Genomic DNA, 22,128 nt, shown 5'->3' with positions numbered 1-22,128 from the left:
GCCCCTTTTCTTCAACCCCAGAGCGGAGCCATCCGATGAGCAAGCCTGGAATAGAAGGTGGAAGCACGGCCATCGCCGTGTCGGGGCTGCAGGCCCAGAAAAAGCGTATCCAGCTCCTGGCCGAGAATATCGCCAACGCCAACTCAACGGCGCGTACCGCGGGTGGCGAGCCCTACCGGCGGCAGATCCCCGTCTTCAAGGTCGAAGAACTGGGGGACGGCAAGGGCGTCGCCTTGAGCGGAGTTCGGCTGGATCCCAAGCCGTTTCCGCAGGCCTACGACCCAGGCCATCCGGGCGCCAACGCCGCCGGCTACGTCCTGCTGCCGAACGTCAATTCCCTGGCCGAGAGCCTGGATCTGAAACAGGCCATGCGTGCCTACGAGGCCAACCTCAACGTCCTCGAAAACCAGGACGCGATGGACGCCAGCACGCTATCGATTCTGAAGAAGTGAAACCGCAAAGGCTGCTTGCCGCGGTCGTCAGTACGCTTTGAACCTTTTGATCTGATCAACGCGGCGGCCTCTAGGCCGCCCCTGGAGAACCCATCGCATGGGAGCCGGACACGACCACGGAGCAGGCCAGGCCAATGGCCGCCGGCTCGCCATCGCCCTGGCCCTGACCTCCACCTTCCTGGTGGCCGAGGTCGTGGCCGGTGTCGTCTACAACAGTCTCGCCCTGTTGTCGGACGCCGCCCACATGTTCACCGACGCCGTGGCGCTGGCCATCGCTCTGGCGGCCATCAAGGTGGGCCAGCGCAAGGCCACCGAGGACTTCACCTTCGGCTACCGGCGGTTCGAAATCCTGGCCGCGGCCTTCAACGCCATCCTGCTGTTCGCCGTGGCGATCTACGTGTTGGTCGAGGGGATCAAGCGTATCGTCGAACCCGAGCCCGTGCAGTCGCTGGGCATGTTGGTGGTGGCCTCTCTTGGCCTGATTATCAACCTGATCTCCATGCGTCTGCTCTCCAGCCACAAGGATAAGAGCCTCAACGTCAAGGGCGCCTATCTGGAAGTCTGGGCCGACATGCTCGGCTCGGTCGGCGTTATCGCCGGGGCCCTGGTCATCCGCTTCACCGGTTGGCGCTTCGTCGATCCCATCGTCGCCATCGGCATCGGTCTGTGGGTCCTGCCCAGAACCTGGATCCTCCTGAAGGACACCACGCGCATTCTTCTCGAAGGCGCGCCTTCGGGTTTGGCCCTGGCCGGTGTGCGCAAGGTCATCGCCGAAACCCCCGGGGTGGCTGGTGTTCACGACCTGCACATCTGGACCAGCGGCGCCGACCAAGCCATCTGCACCGCCCATGTCGTCCTGACCGAGGGCGCGGACGGCGAGAGCGTGCGCCTGGCGATCGCCGAACGGCTGGAGACCGATTTCGACCTTCATCACGTCACCATCCAGACCGAACGCGTCGAATGCCTGGAAGAAGGCGGCCACACCTAACGGTGAAGATTCTCCTGAGGGGAAGGACATGTATCCAGCCGATATCCGCTCCCTGACGGGCCTGCGTATCGTCGCGGCCGCCTGGGTGTTGGTCTATCATTTCCGAAACCGTCTGGGCCTGGATCTGGAGCGGTTTGGACTGGTGGCCAAGGGCTACCTCGGGGTCGATCTGTTCTTCATCCTCTCCGGCTTCATCCTGACTCATGTCTATCTGCGCGCCTGGGAAGAGGGGCGGTTTCAGTACCGCGCCTTTCTCTGGGCGCGACTGGCGCGTCTCTACCCGGTGCACCTGTTGACCCTGGCGGGCACGGTAGCGTTGTGGGCGGTCGGACGTTGGCAAGGCGCCAGTTTTGATCCCATCGCCTTCGACCCGGCCGTACTGCCCCAGCAAATCCTGCTGATCCACGCTTGGTGGACCACGCCGACGGTGCAGTGGAACTTTCCGTCCTGGTCGATCTCAGCCGAATGGTTCGCCTACCTGGCCTTCCCGGCTGCGGCCGTTGCGGCGATGGCGCTGCGCGCCCGACCGGTGCTGGCGGTTCTTCTGGCCGCCGGCCTGTTCTTCCTTCTCGACGCTCTCGTTGGGAGGGGAGGTGGCGACCTGACCCAGATGACCGCCCAAGGCGGGGCGTTGCGCATCGTCCCTTCGTTCGCCATGGGTGTGGCCCTGCACCGGCTTGGCCGGACACGATCAATGACCCTGGGCCTCGCCCGGATCGGGACGGGCGCGGCCTTGGCCTGGATCGTCGTTTCGACAAGCCTTGGTCTGGCCGACATTTGGATCTGGCCCGCCCTGGCGGCTTTGATTTTCTGCCTGGCTGAGCGCGATAAATCTGGCCGCGTCGGGATGCTGGCCGTGCCTCTGGCCGTCTACCTCGGCGAGGTCTCCTACGCGGTCTACATGACTCACCTACCGGTCGACATCGCCTATTTCGAACTGCTCGGCCGTCTGCCTGTTCAGCCGGTCGGAGCTCTGGCCTGGGCGGCCTGGCTCGGCGTGATGGTGGCCTGTTTCCTGGTTTCGGTGATCGTCTATCACGCCGCCGAACGGCCCGCGCGGCGCTGGCTGCGAGCCCGCGATCCCTTCGCCCGTCGTCCCCACCCCGGTCAGGCGACGATTTAGGCCAGGATCATCCGTTTTCACGGGCCAACTTCGATAACCCATGCGCGTCGCCGAAGGCTTCGCAAAGAGAGGCTGGATGCCGCCGACCACGACGCCGCATTTCGTAGACCTGTATGTGGGCGCGCGCCTGCGGGGACGACGCAGAAGCCTTGGGCTTAGCCAGGCCCACGTCGCCAAGGCCGCTGGCGTGACCTTTCCGCAACTTCAGAAGTACGAGCGCGGCGCCAACCGGATCAGCGCTTCCAAGCTCTATGCGCTCGCCGCGGTGTTGAGGTGTGGTGTCGCCTGGTTCTTCGAGGGCCTGCCGGACACAGCGCCGGACGCGTCCGCGGCGTCCGCGCCTGGCAATGGGTGGGGCGGAATGGTCCATCCCCTTTTAATGCACCCCGAGGGCCTGGCGCTTGTCAGGGCCTTTCAACCGCTGCCGCCCAATTGTAAGGCGCAGGTTCTGGCGCTGGTCCGCGCCCTCGTCGACGAGGGGAGCTGACGTCCACGCTGGCCAACGCCACGCGATTAATTCGCGTTTTGGAAGGCCTGCAAGACGCATTGCAAGGCAAAGGAAATGTCGAACTCCTCGGCCGTCTGTGCCTCTAGCCGGGGCTCAGCAGACCTCGGGGAGGGGGAGCCAGGGCTGTTTTTGCAGGCCGAGCCGCGGCCCGGCCTGCAAGGCCACGCGCGTAGAAACGCGGCGTGTCGGCTCGGTCAGTCCTCCGGCCCGGGCTTGGCCTTCGAACGGCGTGCGACGTCATGGAGCCCGCTACTCGCGCGATCTCCACCGAACGATACGACGAACTCTCTGCTTCGTTCGTGGCCGACCGACAGATGCGCCACAAACACGTGGGGGAGGTGAACCTTCGTGATCGACAAGAAGTCGCGTCCGCGTTTCTCGAAAGTGAAGGTTTCGCTCGAACCGTCCGGGCGAAGCGTCACGATGGCGATGTCCTCGACCTGAAGAAGGCCCAGGAGTGGCTTGACGCGAAACCGCCAGGCCGCACGCCGACGGATGATGTCCAGCCGCAGCGTTCCATTGTCGAGATATATGCAGCGAGTTTCCGGATCCGGGTCTGTATAGAGCGCGGCGATCTTGTCCGCGCGCAGTTGCCAGCTCCAGATCATTGCGCCGATCACGCCACCGGCGATGGCGAAGAAGGCGATGGTGAGCACCCAGGGATAGGTGAAGACGTAGGTCGCGAAGGTGAGGGTCATGCGAAAGCCCCCCCTGTGCTTGGTCGAGCGTGCTGGAGGTGGAAGCGCACGCGTAGGCAGATCCGCGCGAAGCGGATGTTGAATCTCATAGACATGGAGAGTCCTCGAACAGGCGGAGCGCGACAAAAGTCGCGCAGGTCTAGGCAGCGCGTTCGAGAAGAGATCTGGGCGGCCGGTCCTGTGGATTGGCCCCTAAGCCTGGCCGATCGTCGTTTTCCAGCGGGAAGGCCGTGATCGGCGCTTCCTTCCAGGATGGCGTTAGTGCGTCCGTCGCCACCCGGTAGAGGGAGGCGCCGTCGGTATGGTGGTGATGAGCGCCGGGCGGGGCAGGAGCCGCGGTTTGGGGCTCACTCGACGCCTGGACCCTGACGGTCGGAACGGGGGTTACCTCGAGGACCAATCCAGGCTGCTCCCGCGCGTCCGCGGCAGGATCCGCCAACTGATGTGTCTCGGCGCTGGCGGTTATGTGGAGCTCGGCTCCATGGCTCAGGATGTCCATCTGGGCCTGCAGCGCCACAAGCATCGTCAGCATGGTGGCAAAGGCCACCATTGCTTGCCGAACTGTTTTAGGGAGGCGGAAGGCCACAGCGACTCCGAAAGGAATCCAACGCCGCCATTGTCGCGATTTCGGCCGCCATCGACAACGCCGCAGACCCATAGTGAGGGGGTATAGTGCGATTGGTGGTTTGGCCTGTTGAGCGGATCACCCGATCGGGAGCTTAGACGGGCGTTTCTATGGCTTTGCGCGCTTCGTTGCGCGCATCCTGGAGGATTTCGATACCGCCCTTGACGGCGACGAGGGCAGTAGCCAGGCCCACAAGAAGATCCGGCCAGTTAACGCCCAACCAAAATACCATCGCGCCGGCGATCAGGATGCCGCCGTTGGAGATGAAGTCGTTGAAGCTGAAGGTCGTCGCGGCGCGAAGGTTGACGTCGGGGGCTTCCAGCCGCTGCAGTCGGCGCAGGCAGTAGAAGTTCACCGCAGCGGCGATCGCCGACATCACCATCATGGTCGGGCCGATCGGTTCGCTACCTTGGAAGAAGCGGCGCGCGACGTCGATGGCGATGCCGACAGCGAACACCAGAAGCATGAGGCCCGAGACCGTCGCGGCCCGGCGCTTCCACAGCTGTCCGCGCGTCAGGGCCAGCAAGCTCAGCGCATAGACTGCCGCATCGGACAAGTTGTCGACGCCATTGGCGATCAGGGCGCTGGAGTCGGCGATCACGCCCGTCATGAAGAAGCCGGCCGCGATGGCCCCATTTAGGAGCAGCACGACCCACAGGGTGCGCCTTTCGGCCTGATCTCTCGGCTTGCCCGACGCGGTCATGCTGGCTCCTTGAACGCCTGGGCGAACCGGAACTAAAGCGAGCGATCGTCACCGAGTGTTCCCGGGCGGATCGCCTCAATCTGCGCGGCCTTCTTAAGGGGCTGGGACCAGCGCAGTGTCAGGAACGTGGTCAGGGCCAGCACCACGGCGATGTCGTAGAGGCCATAGCCTACCGCCGCGCCCAAGGCGCCTGTCGCCCACAGGCTGGCGGCGGTCGCAGTGCCCGATGCTCGACCGCGCTGCTTGAGGATGGCGCCGCCGCCGATGAATCCGACACCCGTGATCAGACCTTCCATGATCCGGGCCTGGCCCATGGATTCTCGGCCCAGAACGGCGATGCCGACCAACACGAAGCCGCAGGCGGCGATCGCCACCAGGGGAAAGGTGCGAAGCCCCGCGCTCCGGTCGCCGCGCTCGCGATCCCAGCCCACCGGCAGGGCCAAGGCAAAGGCCAGGGCCAGATTGAAGATGTGATTGGCCGCTTCCCAAAAGCTGGCTGAATTGAAGGTCATCATGCCTGGGGTCTCCGGCGCGTCCAGCCCCTGTGGCCGAGGCCTTTGGGGGCATGTTGCGCTGATCTTTCGAAGCGACAAGGCCTGGCGCCGCGCATACGATCACCGTGTGTAGCGCGGCGGCCTATTCTTCGGAAAACACCAGGAGCGCCACTATGTCGCCGCCTGTGGGACGTACTGTCAGTCAAGCGCGTCGAGCTTCGAATTTCGCCGGCTTTGCGCCCGCCCGCGTCTGGTCTCCCCAAGGAGAATGCGAATGACCGACTCCACCTTTGCTCCGGCCGCCCACCACGAGGGAGGACTGCCTTGCCCGGTCTGCCGGGTTGATCTGGTGATGACCGATCGCCAGGGTATCGAGATCGACTATTGCCCGAAATGTCGAGGAGTTTGGCTGGATCGCGGTGAACTCGACAAGATTATCGAGCGAAGCCTCGCCTATGAGACCGCGCCTGCGCCGCAGGCCGCGCCGGCGCCGCGCCAGCCCGCGCCGGAGCACGGCGGACCATGGGAGAGCGATCACCAGGGCAGCCATGGCGGCAAGCACGGAGGCAAGCATGGCGGAGGGCATGGCGGGGGACGCCACGGCGGACGCCGGGGCTTTCTCGGGGGACTTTTCGACTAGGGTTGGTGTGGTCCGCGTTCTCTCTCGCTAAGCGCTTAAGAGCAGGGCGCCCCGCGTGCTCGTGGCGGTGATGACAACGGCGTGTCGTCCGTCATTGTGTAAGCGTTCGTCCAACGAGTTAGCCATGTGTGGCAAAGATGCGTGTGCGTCCGGCGCGATCGAGAACCAGCAAGGTGCTAAAGCGCTGGCGGGCGCCGTCTGGTTGTTCCATCCCGGGCGATCCCGCCGGCATGCCCGGTACGGCTAGACCCAACGCCTGCGGCTTATCCTTCAGCAGCCTCAAGATATCTGCGGGAGGAACGTGACCTTCGAGCACATACCTGCCGACAATGGCCGTGTGGCAAGAGGACAGCGTCTCGGGAACGCCGTGCTTGGCGCGGATAGGCGCGAGATCATCTCGCTCTATCACGGTGGGCTGAAAGCCGGCGCGCCGCATGTGGGTGATCCACCCAGAGCAACAACCGCAATAGCGCGTCTTGTAGACTAGCAAATTGCGGGTCTGAGCACCTACCGGTGTTGCAGTCAGAGCCGCGCCTGCACCGAGAACGAAGCGGCGAGTAACCATCGACGTCGTCCCTTGAGCGAATGTCATGGAAGGGTCCCAAGGAGCCGGCAAAGCGGCGCGGTGCAAAGAGCTGCCGGTGGCGATAGTTCAGGCCCTTAGCCTTACCCTAGACATAGATCGACGCGGTAGGTTTTGAGGAAAATCAAAGAGGAAAGGCACTGGGAAGCTGGTTGGGAAGCGCTCCGTCGTCGATGGAGCGGAAAATTCCTGGAAGTGCGCCTCTTGGTGAAATCACACCAAGTTTACCGCCAAAAAAGTCTGTAAAAACAGTCGGTTATTTGGCGGCATTTCTGACGGCGCTTTGGACGGCATCGCGCGAAATGTTCGTGGAAATGTCCTTTTCATTCAACAGCTTGTGCGATTGATTGATGATCGAATGGGAGTGAGTTTCTCACTGCTGAGCGTCGCTTCGCAGTCCCGTCCGTGAGACTGCGAAGCCGCTTCTAGCTAGGCCTTTGCCAGCGCGCTGGCCGTCTTGCCGTCATACTGGCCGCCGAAGCTGGTCTTCAGGTGGGCCATGATCTGCCCGACGTTGGCGCCGGGGTTCTTGGCGCGGAAGTCGTCGATGGCTTCGCGCAGTTCCGATTCCGTCATCTGCTTGGGGCCATACGACGACAGGATCGCCAGTTCGGTTTCGGCCGCCTTGGTGCGCTCGTCCACCTTCGACGCATCGCCGCCGGCTTCGATCAGGCGCGCGCGTTCGGCCGACAGGTTTTCCAGCGTCAGCTTGGTGTTCTTCAGGAACTTCGCGACGGTGGCGACGACCTTTTCGTCGGAGACTTCCGTCACACCGCGCTTGAATTCCTCGGTCGTGATCTGGGTGGCTTCGCCGATCAAGGTGGTGAGCAGGTCAGCCTTCAGACGGTCGCTCATCTTGCGCGCCGCGAGTTGGTCAGCTTTGAGCTCGTCGAGCAAAGCCATGTCGTCGTCCTTCAAGTTCACTATGCGATAGCGCTAGGTGGATGTTGAGCGCAGCGCTTCAAGAGCGCGGGCGACGTGTAAGTCACGCGGGGTTGTCCGAATTAAATCCCGTTCGCGCAACAATCTTACAAGCCTCGGACGAGGCGAAGGTGTTTCGCAAGGTCTGTGAACAAAGCATCCAGGTCGAGGTTGGCGTTCGTCAATCGTCCTGCGGTCCGTATATGATAACATAAAGGGTTGAGGCCGTCCGCCGCGCAGAGATCCGCGCCTGAAGGTCGCGTGACTATGTAACATATTTCCTTGCTGCGGCGCGAAAGCTATACGGCGTGTCGATGTTCAACCTAAGCACATGGCTGAGATCTTTCGCCGGCGCGCTGATCGCGTGCCTGCTGGTGATCGGCCTGGCTGCGCCCTCGGCCCGCGTCGGAGAGTGCATTGGCGACGCCTATGTCGCCACTCAACATCTGGAGGCCGGCGGAGCGTCGGTTAGCGCCAGGGCTGAGACCCACGGCAAGTCGGACGTCGGCGGCGGTGAGATCTGTCACAAGGGCCACTGCCATCACGCCCCGGCGCCGGCCCCGCCCATTGGCGCGGTCATCGCGGACATTCCGCAAGGCAGCGTTCGCCTCATGCCGCCGGCGCTGGCCATCCCGCCGTCGCGCATCCCCGACGGCGCCAAGGAGCCCCCTCGAGCCTGACCCTGGCCGCGCCTGAGCGCGCGTGATCGCCATCGTCAGTTCATAAGCAGGGACTTCCCATGCCTTCCCGATATGCCCGGCCCGCCGCCCTCGTTGGCGCGGTGCTGGCGCTCGCCGGTCTCAGCGCGCCTTTGCGCGCCGCCGCCGAGCCGCTCACCCTGAGCGCCGCCACCGCGCGCGCCCAGTCGCAATCGCCCCTTGTCACCGCCGCGGAGGCCTCGGTGCGGGCCGCCGAAGGCCGCGCCCGTCAGGCCGGCTTGGTCCCGAACCCCGAAGCGGGCCTGCAGACCGAAAACGTCGCCGGCTCGGGCCAGTACAGCGGCTTTGGCGTCGCTGAAACCACGGCCACGATCAGCCAGAGGCTAGAGTTGGGCGGCAAGCGCCGCACGCGCCTGGCTGCGGCCGAGGCCGAGGTCGACGCCGCCCGCATCGGCTTCGCGATCGCCAAGGCGGATCTCAGCCGCGAGGTTTCGGTGCGCTATGCTGAGGCGCTGGCGGCTGAGGATCGTCTGAGCCTGGCCCGCGAGACAGCCGCGCGCGCCGAGGGCCTGTCCAAGGTCTCGGCCACCCTGGTCGAGGCAGGTCGCGAGCCGCCGCTACGGGCGATGCGCGCTGAGGCTGACAGCGGCGAGGCCGCCGCCGCGGTCATCGCCGCCGAAGCGGACGCCGCCGCCGCCCGCCGGGCTCTGGTCACCTTGTGGGGCGACGCCGAGGGGACGGTGGAACTGGTCGCCAAACCGCTGGCGCCGCAATCGACGCCGGCGCTGATCGATCCGGCTCAAAGCCTGGACGTGCGTCTGGCGCGGGCTGAGCGGGAAGCGGCGCACGCCGTCATCGACCGGGAGCGCGCCATCGGCCGCCCGGACGTTACGGTCCAGGCCGGCGTACGCCGGTTCGAGCAGACGGGCGACTCGGCGCTGATCGTCGGCTTCACCGCCCCGATCCCGATCTCCAACCGCAACCAGGGCACGGTCGCGGCGGCGCGCGCCGACGCCACGGCGGCCGAGGCGCGCGAGCGTCTGGCACTGGCCAATTCGGTCCGCGCGGTCCGCGATGGCGAAGCCGCGTTGCGGGCGGCGAACGCCCGGCTCGAAGCGCTGGAATCCAAGATCGTGCCCCAGGCTCAGATGGCCGTGGACCTGGCGCGCGGCGGCTTTGAGGCCGGCAAGTTCTCCTTGCTCGACGTGCTGGACGCCCAAGGCGCGCTGACCACCGCCCGCACTGCTCTCATCACTGCGCGCCTGGGTCGCGCCAAGGCGCTGGCCGCGCTCGAACGCGCCGCCGCCCAGTAGGAAAACCCAGATGATGTCCAACGATAGAAAGACCCTGCTGACGGCCGTGGCGGTCAGCAGCCTGCTGGCCGCGGGTGTCGGCGCCTTCGCTGGTAAGGCCTTGCTGGCCCCCAAGGTCGCTCCGGCCGCTGAAGCGGGTGAGGATCACGCCGGCGAAAAGCCCCACGTCACCATCACGCCCGAACGGATCGCCGCCGACGGCATCACGCTGATGACCCTGTCCGGCGGCGGGCTGGACGCCGCCGTCTCGGCTCAGGCCACTGTGGTGGCCACGCCTCATGGCGCGGCGACCCTGGCCGCCCGCGCCGACGGGGCGATCGTGCGGATCAACAAGCGTCTGGGCGACCCCGTCTCTGCGGGCGAGGTGGTCGCCGTCATCGAGAGCCGCGACGCCGCGGCCATCAGCGCCGAGCGCAGCGCTGCGGCCGCCAAGGTCGTCGCCGCCCGCCAAGCCCTGGCCCGCGAGCGCAAGCTGTTCGACGCCAGGATCACGGCGCGCCAGGACCTTGAAGCGGCTCAGGCCGCGGCCGCCATCGCCGAGGCCGAACTGGGCCGCGCCACCAGCGCCAGCGCCGCCGCCGGCGTCAGCGGCAACGGCCGCACCCTGGCCGTGACCAGCCCGATCTCGGGCCATATCACCGCGTCCACCGCCACGCTTGGGGCCTATGTGACGGCGGGCTCGGAGCTGTTCCGCGTCGCCGATCCCGACAGCATCGAGATCCAGGCGGCCTTGCCGGTCTCCGACGCCCAGCGCGTCAAGCCGGGCAATCCGGCCGTGGTCGAAACGGCCAATGGTTCGGTCCCCGCCATCGTGCGCAGCGTCACGCCGGGGCTGGACGCTGAGAGCCGTTCGGCCACGGCCGTTCTGGCCGTGACGGGGCCCTCCCAGATGCTGACGCCGGGCCAGGCCCTGCGCGCGCGCATCACGCCGCGCAACGCCGCGACGGGCGCCAGCGATCGCTTCGCCGTGCCGGATGAAGCCGTTCAATCGGTCAACGGCGCCGACGTGGTCTTCGTGCGGACCAAGGCCGGCTTCGAGCCGCGTCCCGTGCGGGTGGGCCGTCGGGGCGGCGGCCAGGTCGAGATCATCTCGGGTGTGCGCGCCGGCGACCAGATCGCCAGCAAGGGCGCCTTCCTGCTGAAGGCCGAACTGGGCAAAGGGGAGGCGGGACATTGATCGGACGCGTCCTCGACCTTTCGGTCCGCTTCCGCTGGGCCGTCATCGCTCTGGTCACGCTGGTCGCGGCCCTGGGCGTTTACAACCTCGTGCGCCTGCCGATCGACGCGGTGCCCGACATCACCAACAAGCAGGTGCAGATCAATACCGTGGCCGGGACCCTGGCCCCGGCTGAGGTCGAAAAACTGGTCACCTATTCGGTCGAGACGGCCATGGCCGGCATTCCCGGCCTGGATTCGACCCGCTCAATCTCGCGCAACGGCTTCTCGCAGGTGACGATCGTCTTCCAGGAGAAGACCGACATCTACTTCGCCCGCCAGCAGGTGGCCGAACGCCTGACCCAGGTTCGCCAGAGCCTGCCGGCCGGGGCCGAGCCAGCCATGGGCCCGATCTCGTCGGGCCTGGGCGAGGTCCTGATGTGGACCGTGGCCTTCGAGAACCCGGGCGGGAAGGGCGCCAAGGTCACCGAGGGCGCGCCAGGCTGGCAGGATGATGGTTCGTACCTGACCCAGGCCGGCGAGCGTCTGGCCGACCCCACTGCTCAGGCGGCCTATCTGCGCGAAGTCCAGGACTGGATCGTCCGGCCGCAGATGCGCTCGGTGCTCGGCGTCGCCGGGGTCGACTCGATCGGCGGCTTCGAGAAGCAGTTCGCCGTTCAGCCCGATCCGACCCGCATGGCCGCGCTGGGCGTCTCGTTCAGCGAATTGGCCAAGGCCCTCGAGGCGGCCAACCTCGCGGTCGGCGCCAACTTCATCGAGAGGGGCGGGGAGGCCTTCCTGGTCCGCGCCGACGCCCGCGTACGTACGATTGACGAGATCGCCAACGCTACGGTGGTCGCGCGAGCAGGCGTGTCGGTCTTGGTGCGCGATGTCGCGACCGTCAAGCTGGGCGGCGCCCTGCGCACCGGTGCGGCGTCCGAGAACGGTGAGGAGGTCGTGGTCGGCACGGTCCTGATGCTGACCGGCGAAAACAGCCGCACCGTCGCCGGCGCGTCCGCCCAGAAGCTGGCCGAGGTCGCCAAGAGCCTGCCGCCGGGCGTGAAGATCCAGGTCGTCTACGACCGCTCAAAGCTGGTCGGCGCCACCATCAGGACGGTCGAGAAGAACCTGGCGGAGGGCGCGCTGCTGGTCATCGTGGTGCTGTTCCTGCTGCTAGGCAACTTCCGCGCCGCCCTGATCACCGCCCTGGTTATTCCGCTGTCGATGCTGATGACTGCCATCGGCATGAACAGGTTGGGCGTCTCGGGCAATCTGATGAGCCTGGGCGCCCTGGACTTTGGCCTGATCGTCGACGGCGCGGTGATCATCGTCGAGAACGCCCTGCGGCGTCTGGCCGAGCGCCAGCACCACGAGGGGCGTCTGCTGACCCTGTCCGCGCGCCTGACCGAAACCCGCGAAGCCGCCCGCGAGATGATCGCCCCGACCGTCTACGGTCAGGCCATTATCCTGCTGGTCTATGCGCCGCTGCTGACCTTCACCGGCGTCGAAGGCAAGACCTTCTCGCCGATGGCGATCACGGTGATGCTGGCCCTGGCCGGCGCCTTCGTCCTGTCCCTGACCTTCATCCCGGCCATGATCGCCCTGCTGATCAACGGCAAGGTGGCCGAGAAGGAGGTGGCGTCGGTCCGCTGGACCAAGTCGCGCTATGAGCCGCTGCTGCGCAAGGTGGTGGCCCGTCCCTGGCCCGTGATCGGCGCCGCCGTGGCGATGTTCGTCGTGGCCGCCGTCACCTTTGGCTTCCTAGGCCGCGAGTTCACCCCACAGCTGGACGAGAAGGACATGGCCGTCCAGGCCCTGCGCATCCCGTCGACCTCGCTGGAGCAGTCGCTGCGCATGCAGCGGCGGATCGAGCGGGTGGTGGCCACCTTCCCGGAAGTGTCGTTCGTCTATTCCAAGACCGGTACGGCCGAGGTCGCCAGCGACCCGATGCCGCCCAATGTCTCGGACGCATTCATCATCCTCAAACCGCAGAAGGAATGGCCCAATACGGGTGAGACCAAGGCCGAGCTGATCGGCCGCATCGAAGCCAAGCTGGACGGGCTGACGGGCAACGCCTTCGAGTTCAGCCAGCCGATCCAGATGCGCTTCAACGAGCTGATCGCCGGCGTGCGCGGAGACGTGGCGATCAAGGTCTATGGCGACGATCTGGACGCCATGAGCCGGACCGCCGAGGAGATCGCCACGGTTCTGCGCACCGTGCCGGGCGCCGCGGACGTCAGGGTCGAGCAGACCTCGGGCTTCCCGACCCTGGATGTCCAGCTCAACCGCGACGCCATCGGACGCCTTGGCCTTACCGTCGAGGATGTTGCCGACACCCTGGCCGTGGCCATGGGCGGCCGTGAGGCGGGCTTGGTCTTCCAGGGCGATCGCCGCTTCGACGTGGTGGTGCGTCTGCCGGACGCCAGCCGCAACGACCTGGACGCCGTTGGCGCCCTGCCGGTCATGCTGCCTGCCGAGAGCGGAGCACGCGCTTCGGTTCCGCTGCGAGACCTAGCCCAGTTCAACTTCTCCGAAGGCTTGAACCAGGTCAGCCGCGAGAACGGCAAGCGCCGCGTCGTGGTCCAGGCCAATGTCCGCGGGGCTGATCTGGGCTCGTTCGTGAGCACCGCTCGGGAGAAGATCGACGCGCAGGTCAAGCTGCCGTCGGGCTCCTGGCTGGTCTGGGGCGGTCAGTTCGAGAACCTCAAGGCCGCCCAAGCGCGCCTGGCGCTCGTCGTGCCGCTCTGCTTCCTGCTGATCTTCGGCCTGCTGTTCATGGCCCTGGGCGGGGTCGCGCCGGCCGCGGCGGTATTCTCGGCCATTCCGTTGGCCTTGGCCGGCGGGGTGTTTGGCCTGGCGCTGCGGGGCATTCCCTTCTCGGTCTCGGCCGCCGTCGGCTTCATCGCGCTCTCGGGCGTGGCGGTGCTGAACGGCCTGGTGATGATGACCGCCATTCGCCAGAGGTTGGCCACCGGCCTGCCGCTGGAGACGGCGATCATCGACGGAGCCCTGGAGCGCCTGCGGCCGGTGATGATGACCGGCCTCGTCGCCTCACTGGGCTTCTTACCCATGGCCCTGGCGACCGGCACCGGTGCGGAGGTCCAACGGCCGCTGGCCACTGTCGTCATCGGCGGCCTGATCACCGCCACGGCCCTGACCCTGTTCGTGCTGCCGGCGATCTGCCGGTTCGTACTGAAGGAGGATTCCCGGACCACCTGACCCTAGACCGGTCGGCGACGCCGCCAATCGAACGCGCAGGAGGCGTCGCGCGGCTTCAAGTGCTTGTTCGTGCGGCGCCGAACCTCAGGTGGCGGGCTCGGGGCGTTCCTGCCGTTGCGCGGCGCTGCGTCGGTTCCGACCCTCCAGGCCTTCGAGGTTTGCGCCGTCGAGGGGATGGTGAAACAGAGCCGCGCCGAGATCGTCGCCTTCGTGGGCGGCCAGATCCTTCCGCACGAGGGAGACGTGCGCGCGTGGCTGCGCCGATCCGGCAGCGCCGCCGCCGACATCGACGACGTCATCCAGGAGACCTATTGCCGGCTGGCCGCCCTGGAGAGCATCGCCCACATCTCCAGCGGCCGGGCGTACTTCTTCCGGACCGCCCGCAACATCTCCATCGAGAAGATCCGCCGCGCGCGCATTGTCCGTATCGACTGCATCACGGAAATCGACGCCCTGAACGTCGTAGATGAAGAGCCCTCTCCGGAGCGCGTGGTGGCTGGTCGCCGCGAGCTGGGCAGGGTGCAGCGGTTGATCGAGGGGCTACCCGAGCGGTGTCGGCAGATCTTCACCCTTCGCCGGATCCACGGCCTGTCGCAGCGCGAGATCGCCGCACGGCTGGGTGTGACCGAGAATGTCGTGGAGACTCAGTCGGCGCGGGGCTTGCGTTTAATCCTGCGGGCCTTATCGGAAGCGGCAGCGCAAGACGATCACCCGGCAGTCGGCAAGGCTCATGAGCTCCATCCCGTCCGCAAGCGAGATTGACGACGAGGCGGCCGACTGGGCCGCTCGCGTCGACGCGCGTGGGCTGGATGTCGAGCACGATCCCGAACTTCAGGCCTGGCTCGAGGGCGACCCGCGCCGCGCGGGGGCGCTGCTGCGCGCCCAGGCGGCCATCAGCTTCCTGGACCGGGGCAGGGCGCTGGCCAGCGTGTCGCCGTCCGTCGAGGCCGTCGTCGCCGAGCGTCCCAATCGCCGCACCTTGATCGCCGGCGGGGGCGGCGGTGTCGCCGCGGCTCTCGTGGGCGGGTTGGGGCTCTGGTCGATGCGGCCCCAGCGGCTGGATACGCGCCTGGGCGAGATCCGTCGGGTGCCGCTGGCCGACGGCTCGCTGGTGGCGATCAACACCCGCACCGCTCTTGAAGTGGCTATGAAGCCCAAGTCCCGGCAGGTCGTGCTCAAGGAAGGCGAGGCCTGGTTCCAGGTCGCCAAGGATGCGGAGCGTCCGTTCGTCGTGGCGGCCGGATCGGTCCGGGTGCGCGCGGTCGGCACGGCCTTCTCGGTGCGCCGGGACGAGGCGGTGGGCGCGGGCGTCGACGTGATGGTCACCGAGGGCGTGGTCGAGGCCTGGATCGAGGGCGACGAGGGCTCGCGCCGTCGGGTGTCGGCGGGCAGCCGCATCGTGCTGGCCGGGACGGTCTCGCCGACGGTGGCGGAGTCGCCGTCGCAGATCGAGCGCAGCCTGGCCTGGCGCAATGGCGAGATCGCTCTGGACGGCGAAAGCCTCGAACAGGCCGCTCGGTTGTTCAACCGCTACAACGCCCGCCAGATCGTCATCGAGGATCCTGAACTGGCGCGCGAGCGGTTCGTCGGCCTGTTCCAGACCAACGCGCCTGAGAGCTTCGCCGCGGCGGTCGCCGCGACACTGGGCGCGGTCATCACCGACGATCCGCACGCCATCCGCATCAGCCGCGCCCAGGCGTCCTAGGCCCGCATCCCGCATCAGAAACGGGCGCCACCCTCTCCAGCTGGCGCAAAAGCGGGCGAGTTGGGCCGTGATCGGACCAAACACCGAACCCTCCGCCGGAAAACAGACCCGCACCCTTCGTCCTGTCAGGAGGCCGCGTTTGGCGCGCCTCCGAGCGATGGGGGATTGTCGATGCGTGATTGGACGAAGCGTTCCGCCAGGCGAGGGAAGTTGCTCGCGGCCTCGGCCGTGTGGGCGCTGAGCGCCGGAGCAGCCCTGGCCCAGACGCCTTTCAAGATAGACGCCCAGCCGGCGGCGGCGGGCATCCGCCAGTTCGCGCGTCAGGCCGGGGTGCAGATCCTGGTTCAGTCCAACGCCGCGGAGGGAAAGCGCACTGCGCCGGTCCAGGGCTCCTTGCCGATCGACCGGGCGCTGCAGCAGCTGCTGACTGGCACGGGCCTGACGGTGGTGTCGAACGACGGCAAGACGATCATCCTGGCCCCGCCGCGCGGCGGCCTGATCCGCACCGGCTGGTCCGCCGGCAGCGCCGTGGCCGCGTCGCCGCCCGAGCCGGCGCCGCCCGAGCCCGAGACGCCCAGCGTCATCGAGGAGGTGATCGTCACCGGCACCCGCTCGACCTCGCGCACCGTCACCGAGAGCATGGCGCCGATCGACGTGATCTCGGCGGCCGAGTTGACCAAGAGCGGCAAGCAGTCGACCCGCGACCTGATCTCGACGCTCGTGCCGTCGGCGAACACGTCCAACAGCGGCGCGGGCGCCAGCTTTGCGATCAAGACCGTGTCGCTGCGCGGCCTCTCGGCCGACCAGACCCTGGTGCTGGTCAACGGCAAGCGCCGGCACAACACCGCCATCCTGTTCGTCAACGGCACGACCCAGAACGGCCAGTCGCCGCCGGACCTGGACCTGATCCCGTCGGCCTCGATCGAGCGGATCGAGGTGCTGCGCGACGGCGCCTCGGCCCAGTACGGTTCGGACGCCCTGGCCGGGGTCATCAACGTGATCCTGAAGAAGAGCCCCGAGGGCGGTTCGATGACCGCGCTGTACGGCAAGACCGCCGCCGGGGACGGTGAGACGGGCCAGTTCTCCGGCAATCTGGGCCTGAAGCTGGGCGAGGCCGGGTATCTGAACCTGACCGCCGACGTGCGCCTGACCGACCTGACCGACCGTGGCGACAAGACCCCGAACACGACCCAGATGTATTTCCCGCTGAACGCCGCTGGCCAGCCGGTGCGGGTGGGCACGGTCGGGGCGACGCCGGACCCGCGCGAGGCCACGGCCAACCGCTTCACCAGCCATCCGGGCTCGCCGCAGGTGCAGCTGTTCTCGCTGGGCTACAGCGCCGGCTCGCCGATCACCGATAAGATCGACCTCTACTCGTTCGGCACGGTCTCAAGCCGCAACACCGCCGCCTGGCTGACGTTCCGCAATCCCAACGCCAGCAACAACATCACCGCCGTCTTCCCGGACGGCTACACCCCGCGTCTGTTCCTGAAGGACCGCGACTTCCAGGTCGCCTTCGGGGCCAAGGGTACGGGCGTCATGGGCTTCGACTGGGACCTGTCGACCACCTTCAGCCGCGACGACGTCGACTATTACGAGAACTCGCTGAACGCCTCGTTGGGCCCGGCCAGCCCGACTTACTTCTATCTGGGCACGCTCAAGTTCCAGGAGTGGACCTCTAACCTGGACCTGACGCGCGAGGTGTCGACGGGCCTGTTCGCCGAGCCGCTGTTCGTGGCCCTGGGCGCAGAGTACCGCGACGACAAGTTCGAGATCGTGGCGGGCGAACCGGCCTCCTACATCAACGGCGGCTATGTCGCCCCGGCCGGCAGTCCGCAGGCGGGCGTGGTGTTCGCCGGCGGCTCGCAGGGCGTGACGGGCTTTCCGCCATTCTCGGCCGGGACATTCTCGCGCGACAACATCTCGGCCTATCTGAACGTCGAGCAGAAGGTCACCGACAAGCTGGAGTTCGCCCTGGCCGGTCGGTTCGAGCACTATTCCGACTTCGGCGACGCCAAGACCTTCAAGCTGTCCAGCCGCTACGCCCTCCTGCCGGGCCTGGCGATCCGGGGCACGGCCAGCACGGGCTTCCGCGCGCCGTCGCTGCAGCAGCAGCACTACGCCTCGTCCAGCACCATCGGCGTGATCGTGCCGCCGGCCACCACCACCCAGCTCTATCCGGTGCAGCTGCTGCCGCCGGACAACCCGGCGGCCATCGCCCTGGGCGCCAAGCCGCTACGTCCCGAGAAGTCGGTGAACTATTCGATCGGCCTCGTCGCCAAGCCGCTGCCGGGCCTGAACGTCACGTTGGATATCTACCAGATCAAGATCGACAACCGGATCCTGCAGAGCGGCACGCTGGGCCCCAATGCGGCGGTCAGCACCGCCCTGGCCAGCCAGGGGCTGAACCCGCAGCAGGCGGCCTTCTACTATGGCAACTTCGCCGACACGAAGACGCAGGGCATCGACTTCGTCGCCGACTACCGGACCGATTTCGGCGACTTCGGTTCGGTGCGCTGGACGCTGTCGGCCAACCACACCAAGAACAAGTTCACCCGCGTGGTGCAGCCCCCGGCGGCCCTGGCGGCGGCGGGCATCGTCTATATCGACCGCGTGAAGATCGGCGACCTTACCGTCGGCACGCCCAAGGACAAGTTCATCCTGGGCGCGGACTGGACCCTCGGAAAGTTCAACAGCAACCTGCGCCTGACCCGCTTCGGCGAGGTCATCCAGCGCACCTCGCTGGCGGCCAATGACGAGACCGTCTCGCCCAAGCTGATCGTCGACCTGGATCTCAGCTACGCGGCGACCGACAACATCACGGTCAGCGTCGGGGCCAACAACCTGCTGGACGCCTATCCCGACAGCGTTCGCGCCGCCAATCGCGGCACGCCCGCCTTCGCCTACTACAATCAGTACTCTCCGTACGGGATCAGCGGCGGCTTCTACTACGCGCGTATCGCCGCCCGGTTCTAAGGTTCGCCTGGCCGGTCCGGCAGCCCCCGGATCGGCCCTTTTTCGCGAGTTGACGATGACCAAGACTTCCAAGCGCGGCGTCAGCCGTCGGCGGCTGTTCTCGATCGGCGGCGGAGCCATCGCCGCCTCCGGCGTCGCCGCCCTGACCCCGCCCGGCGCCAAGGCCGACCAGCCCCTGGCCGCCGACACGCGCATGGTGACGGCGACCGAAGGCACCAATATCTGCGCCACCGTCTCGCCCGACGGGAAAACCGTGGCCTTCGACGTCTACGCCATGCTGTGGCTGGTCCCGATCGAGGGCGGGGTCGCCCGGCGGCTGACCGAGGAGATCTACGAGATCGCCCAGCCCGACTGGTCGCCCGACGGTCGGACGATCGCGTTCCAGTCCTATCGCGACGGCAATTTCCACATCTGGACCATCGGCGCTGACGGGCAGGGGCTGAAGCAGCTGACCAAGGGCCCGTTCGATTGCCGCGAGCCGCGCTGGTCGCCCGACGGCAAGACCATCGCCTTCTCGTCCGACCGTGGCGGGCGCTACGGTGTTCACCTGTTGGACGTGGCCGGCGGCGCGATCACCGCCTTCAGCTCGGGCCCCGGCGACGAGTTCGAACCGTCGTGGGCGCCGGACGGCAAAAGCATCGCCTTCACGGTCGACAAAGCCCGCATCGACGTCCAGGGCCTGGACGGGGCGCGGCGGACGCTGGCTCAGGTCAAGGCCTCCGCCGACCGCTTCAGCGCCGCGTCGCTGGCCAGCCCGGCCTTCACGCCTGACGGCCAGGACGTGATCTTCACCGCGATCGAGGGCGGCAAGGCCGAGCTGCGCAACGCCGCCGGCGTCCTGGTTGGCGGCGAGGACGTCTTCCCGTTCCGCATCTCGCCGCTGGCGGGCGGCGGCTTCCTCTATACTGCTGACGGCAAGATCAAGTTGCGCAAGCCGGGCGCCGCGCCGACCGAGGTGGCGTTCACCGCCGCCGTGCCGGTGCTGACCCCGCGCTATACCAAGAAGAGCCGCGACTTCCTCTCGACCAAGACCCGGCCCGTGGTCGGCATCGGCAGTCCGGCCCTGTCGCCCGACGGCCGCCAGGTGGTGTTCCGGGCGTTGAACGACCTCTACCTGCTCGACATCGGCGGCGGTCCGGCCAAGGCGCTGACGAACGACGGCTTCAGCAAGGTCGATCCGGCCTGGTCGCCGGACGGCAAGACCCTGGCCTATTCGACCGACAAGGGCGGCTCGCTAGACATCTGGCTGCGCGACATAGCCTCGGGCCAGAGCCGCCAGCTGACCCGCTTCGACGGCGCGGCGGTGTCCAGCGCCTGGTCGCGCGACGGCAAGAGCCTGGCCTTCCTCAGCCAGAACGGCGGCCTGTTCGTCGCCGACGCCGCGACCGGCGAGACCCGCCGCGTCTATGCCGACCTGTGGGAGCCGGGCAAGCCCAGCTGGGGGCCGGGTGATGCGACCATCGCCTACGCCGCCTTCAAGCCTTACTCGGCCCGCTTCCGCGAAGGGCTCAGCGAGATCCTGACCGTCGACGTGGCCAGCGGGAAGGGGAGCTACGCCCCGATCCTGCCCGACCGCTCGCTGGGCACTCGTGGCGACGATGGCCCGGTCTGGTCGCCGGACGGCAAGAGCCTGGCCTATGTCTTCGCCAGCCGGCTGCACGTCTCGCCGGTGGATGCGACTGGCAAGCTGCTGGGCCCGCCCAAGGCGCTGAACGACGAGGTCACCGACGCGGTCAGCTGGAGCGGCGACGGCCAGAGCCTGATCTATCTCTCGGCGGGCCAGCTGCGGCTGATTTCGGCCGCTGGCGGCGCGCCCAAGACCGTGCCGCATGGTCTGACCTGGGCCAATGTCCGGCCCAAGGGGCGGATGGTGGTCCGCGCCGCCAGTCTTTGGGACGGCAAGTCGCCGGAATTGCGCAGGAACGTCGACGTCCTGATCTCGGACGGCCGCATCGCCGGGGTAGCCCCGCGCGGCGAGGTGACGGCGGATGTGAGGGTGATTGACGCGCCGACCGGGACCGTGATGCCCGGCCTGATCGACATGCACACCCACCGCCAGATGCAGGGCTACGGCTATGGCGACCGGGAAGGGCGCCTTTGGCTGTCGCTGGGGGTGACCACCACCCGCTCGCCCGGCGGCCCAGCCTATCACACGGTCGAGGACCAGGAGGCGATCGAGGCCGGCAAACGGGTCGGCCCGCGCTACTACGCTACCGGTGAGGCCATCGACGGCTCGAGGATCTTCTACAATTTCATGCGGCCGGTCACCGAGCCCGGCCAGATGGCGTTGGAGCTGAAGCGGGTCGAGGCGCTGTCATACGACCTGATCAAAACCTATGTCCGCCTATCGGGCGAGCGCCAGAAGGAGGTCATCGCCTGGGCCCACGCCAAGGGCCTGCCGCTGACCTCGCACTACCACTATCCGGCCCTTGGGTTGGGCATGGACGGCATGGAGCACCTGGGGGCGACCAGCCGCACGGGCTATTCGCGCACGGTCAGCGCCCTGGGTCACACCTACCAGGACGTCAACGCCGCCTTCGTGGCCAGCAGGGCCGCGCGCACGCCGACCCTGTTCACCTCGACGGCCCTGCTGGGCGACGACCGCTCGCTGGTTGATGATCCCCGGGTGAAGGCGCTCTATCCGCCCTGGGAATATGCCCGCCTGCTGGAGCGGGCCAAGCAGATCGCGAGCATGGACCGCACCGCGACCCTGGCCTCGCTGTCGCGCAACGTGGCCGAGGTGGCGCGGACCGTGCGGGCGGGCGGCCGCATCACCACCGGCACAGACTCGCCGATCGACTTCAACGCCGTCAGCCTGCACATGAACCTGAGGGCCATGGTCAAGTTCGGCATGACGCCGTTCGAGGCCCTGGTCACCGCCACTAGCGCTTCGGGCGAGTATCTGGACGAGCCCCTGGGTGCGATCGCGGCAGGCAACTATGCCGACCTTGTCTGGGTCGACGGCGACCCGTTGGCTCGCATCGAGGACGCCGCCAAGGTCACGACCGTGATCAAGCACGGCGAGGTCTATTCGATCGCCGACCTGATCGGTCCGTTCGCCGAGCATGCCCAACACGCGGTGCTGGGCGCGCGGCGGCGGTTCGTCTGCGAGGCCTCGTCGGAATACTGGTGGCACGAGCCGGCGTTCCTGAGCCAGGCCCGGACCACCTGCTGTGACGGGCCTTGCGGCTACACGCCGTCCTTCGGCATGGCCTGACGCGATCCGCCGCGACGCCAGTCACACCTTGCAGGCAAGCGTCACAAGACATTGAGCGGCTTGGCCGAACCGTGCTTTGATACCCGTCCGACAGCGTCGGCCGTGACGGGCGGCGGCGCGATGCTGGCGTAGAGTCGAGATTTGCCGAA

General features: G+C 67.3%; 18 protein-coding genes. 13 read left to right on the top strand and 5 right to left on the bottom strand.

Translation table 11 applies throughout. The features are described 5' to 3' along the window. Positions 1-35: 35 nt before the first annotated feature. The 4 genes from flgC (at position 36) to ABDW31_RS16685 (ending at position 3,050) form a co-directional block, all read left to right on the top strand. Positions 36-452 (top strand): flagellar basal body rod protein FlgC, encoded by a 417-nt coding sequence (flgC, locus tag ABDW31_RS16700; protein WP_172274600.1) that lies wholly within the window; start codon positions 36-38, stop codon positions 450-452. 97 nt (positions 453-549) lie between these two features. After that, positions 550-1,440 (top strand): cation diffusion facilitator family transporter, encoded by an 891-nt coding sequence (locus tag ABDW31_RS16695; protein ID WP_172274598.1) that lies wholly within the window; start codon positions 550-552, stop codon positions 1,438-1,440. Positions 1,441-1,468: 28 nt separating this feature from the next. Further along, complete coding sequence (locus tag ABDW31_RS16690; protein WP_184719119.1) at positions 1,469-2,563, top strand: acyltransferase; 1,095 nt, start codon at positions 1,469-1,471, stop codon at positions 2,561-2,563. 40 nt (positions 2,564-2,603) lie between these two features. Further along, positions 2,604-3,050: a helix-turn-helix domain-containing protein gene (locus tag ABDW31_RS16685; RefSeq protein ID WP_343699109.1), complete on the top strand. Its 447-nt coding sequence runs from the start codon at positions 2,604-2,606 to the stop codon at positions 3,048-3,050. Between the two features lie 215 nt (positions 3,051-3,265). Here ABDW31_RS16685 and ABDW31_RS16680 read toward each other — a convergent pair whose 3' ends face one another. The 3 genes from ABDW31_RS16680 to ABDW31_RS16670 form a co-directional block, all read right to left on the bottom strand. Next, on the bottom strand, positions 3,266-3,769 hold the full coding sequence (locus tag ABDW31_RS16680) for a hypothetical protein (protein ID WP_184719121.1): 504 nt from the start codon (positions 3,767-3,769) through the stop codon (positions 3,266-3,268). 719 nt (positions 3,770-4,488) lie between these two features. Continuing rightward, positions 4,489-5,097: a cation transporter gene (locus tag ABDW31_RS16675; RefSeq protein WP_172274586.1), complete on the bottom strand. Its 609-nt coding sequence runs from the start codon at positions 5,095-5,097 to the stop codon at positions 4,489-4,491. Between the two features lie 32 nt (positions 5,098-5,129). Continuing rightward, positions 5,130-5,609 carry an MgtC/SapB family protein gene (locus tag ABDW31_RS16670; RefSeq protein ID WP_206679135.1) on the bottom strand — a complete coding sequence of 160 codons (480 nt, stop codon included), beginning with the start codon at positions 5,607-5,609 and terminating at the stop codon, positions 5,130-5,132. A 256-nt stretch (positions 5,610-5,865) separates the two neighbouring features. Between ABDW31_RS16670 and ABDW31_RS16665 the strand changes: the two genes are divergently transcribed. After that, complete coding sequence (locus tag ABDW31_RS16665) at positions 5,866-6,231, top strand: zf-TFIIB domain-containing protein (RefSeq protein WP_343699108.1); 366 nt, start codon at positions 5,866-5,868, stop codon at positions 6,229-6,231. 118 nt (positions 6,232-6,349) lie between these two features. On the opposite strand, the gene ABDW31_RS16660 is transcribed toward ABDW31_RS16665, so the two are convergent. Beyond that, the gene (locus tag ABDW31_RS16660) at positions 6,350-6,823 is read right to left on the bottom strand and encodes a DUF411 domain-containing protein (protein ID WP_241736199.1); all 474 of its coding nucleotides are present in this window, start codon (positions 6,821-6,823) and stop codon (positions 6,350-6,352) included. Between the two features lie 420 nt (positions 6,824-7,243). Beyond that, a complete protein-coding gene (locus ABDW31_RS16655; RefSeq protein WP_184719125.1) occupies positions 7,244-7,717 on the bottom strand; it encodes a GatB/YqeY domain-containing protein in 474 nt (157 codons plus the stop codon). 326 nt (positions 7,718-8,043) lie between these two features. Here ABDW31_RS16655 and ABDW31_RS16650 point away from each other — a divergent pair, with 326 nt between their 5' ends. The 8 genes from ABDW31_RS16650 to ABDW31_RS16615 all read left to right on the top strand — a co-directional run bounded on the left by ABDW31_RS16650 (position 8,044) and on the right by ABDW31_RS16615 (position 21,979). Further along, on the top strand, positions 8,044-8,415 hold the full coding sequence (locus ABDW31_RS16650; protein ID WP_184719126.1) for a hypothetical protein: 372 nt from the start codon (positions 8,044-8,046) through the stop codon (positions 8,413-8,415). A 59-nt stretch (positions 8,416-8,474) separates the two neighbouring features. Next, positions 8,475-9,707, top strand: a complete 1,233-nt coding sequence (locus ABDW31_RS16645; protein ID WP_184719127.1) for a TolC family protein — start codon at positions 8,475-8,477, stop codon at positions 9,705-9,707. Between the two features lie 10 nt (positions 9,708-9,717). Next, positions 9,718-10,884: an efflux RND transporter periplasmic adaptor subunit gene (locus ABDW31_RS16640; protein ID WP_184719128.1), complete on the top strand. Its 1,167-nt coding sequence runs from the start codon at positions 9,718-9,720 to the stop codon at positions 10,882-10,884. After that, positions 10,881-14,081: a CusA/CzcA family heavy metal efflux RND transporter gene (locus ABDW31_RS16635; protein WP_184719129.1), complete on the top strand. Its 3,201-nt coding sequence runs from the start codon at positions 10,881-10,883 to the stop codon at positions 14,079-14,081. Before ABDW31_RS16640 ends, ABDW31_RS16635 begins: the two co-directional genes overlap by 4 nt. 177 nt (positions 14,082-14,258) lie before the next feature. Beyond that, positions 14,259-14,843 (top strand): RNA polymerase sigma factor, encoded by a 585-nt coding sequence (locus tag ABDW31_RS16630; protein WP_184723859.1) that lies wholly within the window; start codon positions 14,259-14,261, stop codon positions 14,841-14,843. Beyond that, the gene (locus tag ABDW31_RS16625) at positions 14,812-15,786 is read left to right on the top strand and encodes a FecR domain-containing protein (RefSeq protein WP_184719130.1); all 975 of its coding nucleotides are present in this window, start codon (positions 14,812-14,814) and stop codon (positions 15,784-15,786) included. The genes ABDW31_RS16630 and ABDW31_RS16625 overlap by 32 nt, the downstream gene beginning before the upstream one ends. Positions 15,787-15,996: 210 nt before the next feature. Then, a complete protein-coding gene (locus tag ABDW31_RS16620; RefSeq protein WP_343699107.1) occupies positions 15,997-18,762 on the top strand; it encodes a TonB-dependent receptor in 2,766 nt (921 codons plus the stop codon). A gap of 55 nt (positions 18,763-18,817) precedes the next feature. Then, positions 18,818-21,979 carry an amidohydrolase family protein gene (locus ABDW31_RS16615; RefSeq protein WP_184719133.1) on the top strand — a complete coding sequence of 1,054 codons (3,162 nt, stop codon included), beginning with the start codon at positions 18,818-18,820 and terminating at the stop codon, positions 21,977-21,979. Positions 21,980-22,128 lie beyond the last annotated feature (149 nt).

Origin of the sequence: Caulobacter sp. (assembly GCF_039596335.1) — a bacterium.
In the GTDB taxonomy this organism is placed as follows: Bacteria; Pseudomonadota; Alphaproteobacteria; order Caulobacterales; family Caulobacteraceae; genus Caulobacter.
This window is presented reverse-complemented; position numbering and strand designations above follow the sequence as displayed.

What these genes read in the sequence shown, in the direction of transcription:
- flgC (WP_172274600.1), top strand. Translation starts at nt 36, where the DNA reads ATGAGCAAGCCTGGAATAGAAGGTGGAAGCACGGCCATCGCCGTGTCG.
- ABDW31_RS16695 (WP_172274598.1), top strand. Translation starts at nt 550, where the DNA reads ATGGGAGCCGGACACGACCACGGAGCAGGCCAGGCCAATGGCCGCCGG.
- ABDW31_RS16690 (WP_184719119.1), top strand. Translation starts at nt 1,469, where the DNA reads ATGTATCCAGCCGATATCCGCTCCCTGACGGGCCTGCGTATCGTCGCG.
- ABDW31_RS16685 (WP_343699109.1), top strand. Translation starts at nt 2,604, where the DNA reads ATGCGCGTCGCCGAAGGCTTCGCAAAGAGAGGCTGGATGCCGCCGACC.
- ABDW31_RS16680 (WP_184719121.1), bottom strand. Translation starts at nt 3,769, where the DNA reads ATGACCCTCACCTTCGCGACCTACGTCTTCACCTATCCCTGGGTGCTC.
- ABDW31_RS16675 (WP_172274586.1), bottom strand. Translation starts at nt 5,097, where the DNA reads ATGACCGCGTCGGGCAAGCCGAGAGATCAGGCCGAAAGGCGCACCCTG.
- ABDW31_RS16670 (WP_206679135.1), bottom strand. Translation starts at nt 5,609, where the DNA reads ATGACCTTCAATTCAGCCAGCTTTTGGGAAGCGGCCAATCACATCTTC.
- ABDW31_RS16665 (WP_343699108.1), top strand. Translation starts at nt 5,866, where the DNA reads ATGACCGACTCCACCTTTGCTCCGGCCGCCCACCACGAGGGAGGACTG.
- ABDW31_RS16660 (WP_241736199.1), bottom strand. Translation starts at nt 6,823, where the DNA reads ATGACATTCGCTCAAGGGACGACGTCGATGGTTACTCGCCGCTTCGTT.
- ABDW31_RS16655 (WP_184719125.1), bottom strand. Translation starts at nt 7,717, where the DNA reads ATGGCTTTGCTCGACGAGCTCAAAGCTGACCAACTCGCGGCGCGCAAG.
- ABDW31_RS16645 (WP_184719127.1), top strand. Translation starts at nt 8,475, where the DNA reads ATGCCTTCCCGATATGCCCGGCCCGCCGCCCTCGTTGGCGCGGTGCTG.
- ABDW31_RS16640 (WP_184719128.1), top strand. Translation starts at nt 9,718, where the DNA reads ATGATGTCCAACGATAGAAAGACCCTGCTGACGGCCGTGGCGGTCAGC.
- ABDW31_RS16625 (WP_184719130.1), top strand. Translation starts at nt 14,812, where the DNA reads ATGAGCTCCATCCCGTCCGCAAGCGAGATTGACGACGAGGCGGCCGAC.
- ABDW31_RS16615 (WP_184719133.1), top strand. Translation starts at nt 18,818, where the DNA reads ATGACCAAGACTTCCAAGCGCGGCGTCAGCCGTCGGCGGCTGTTCTCG.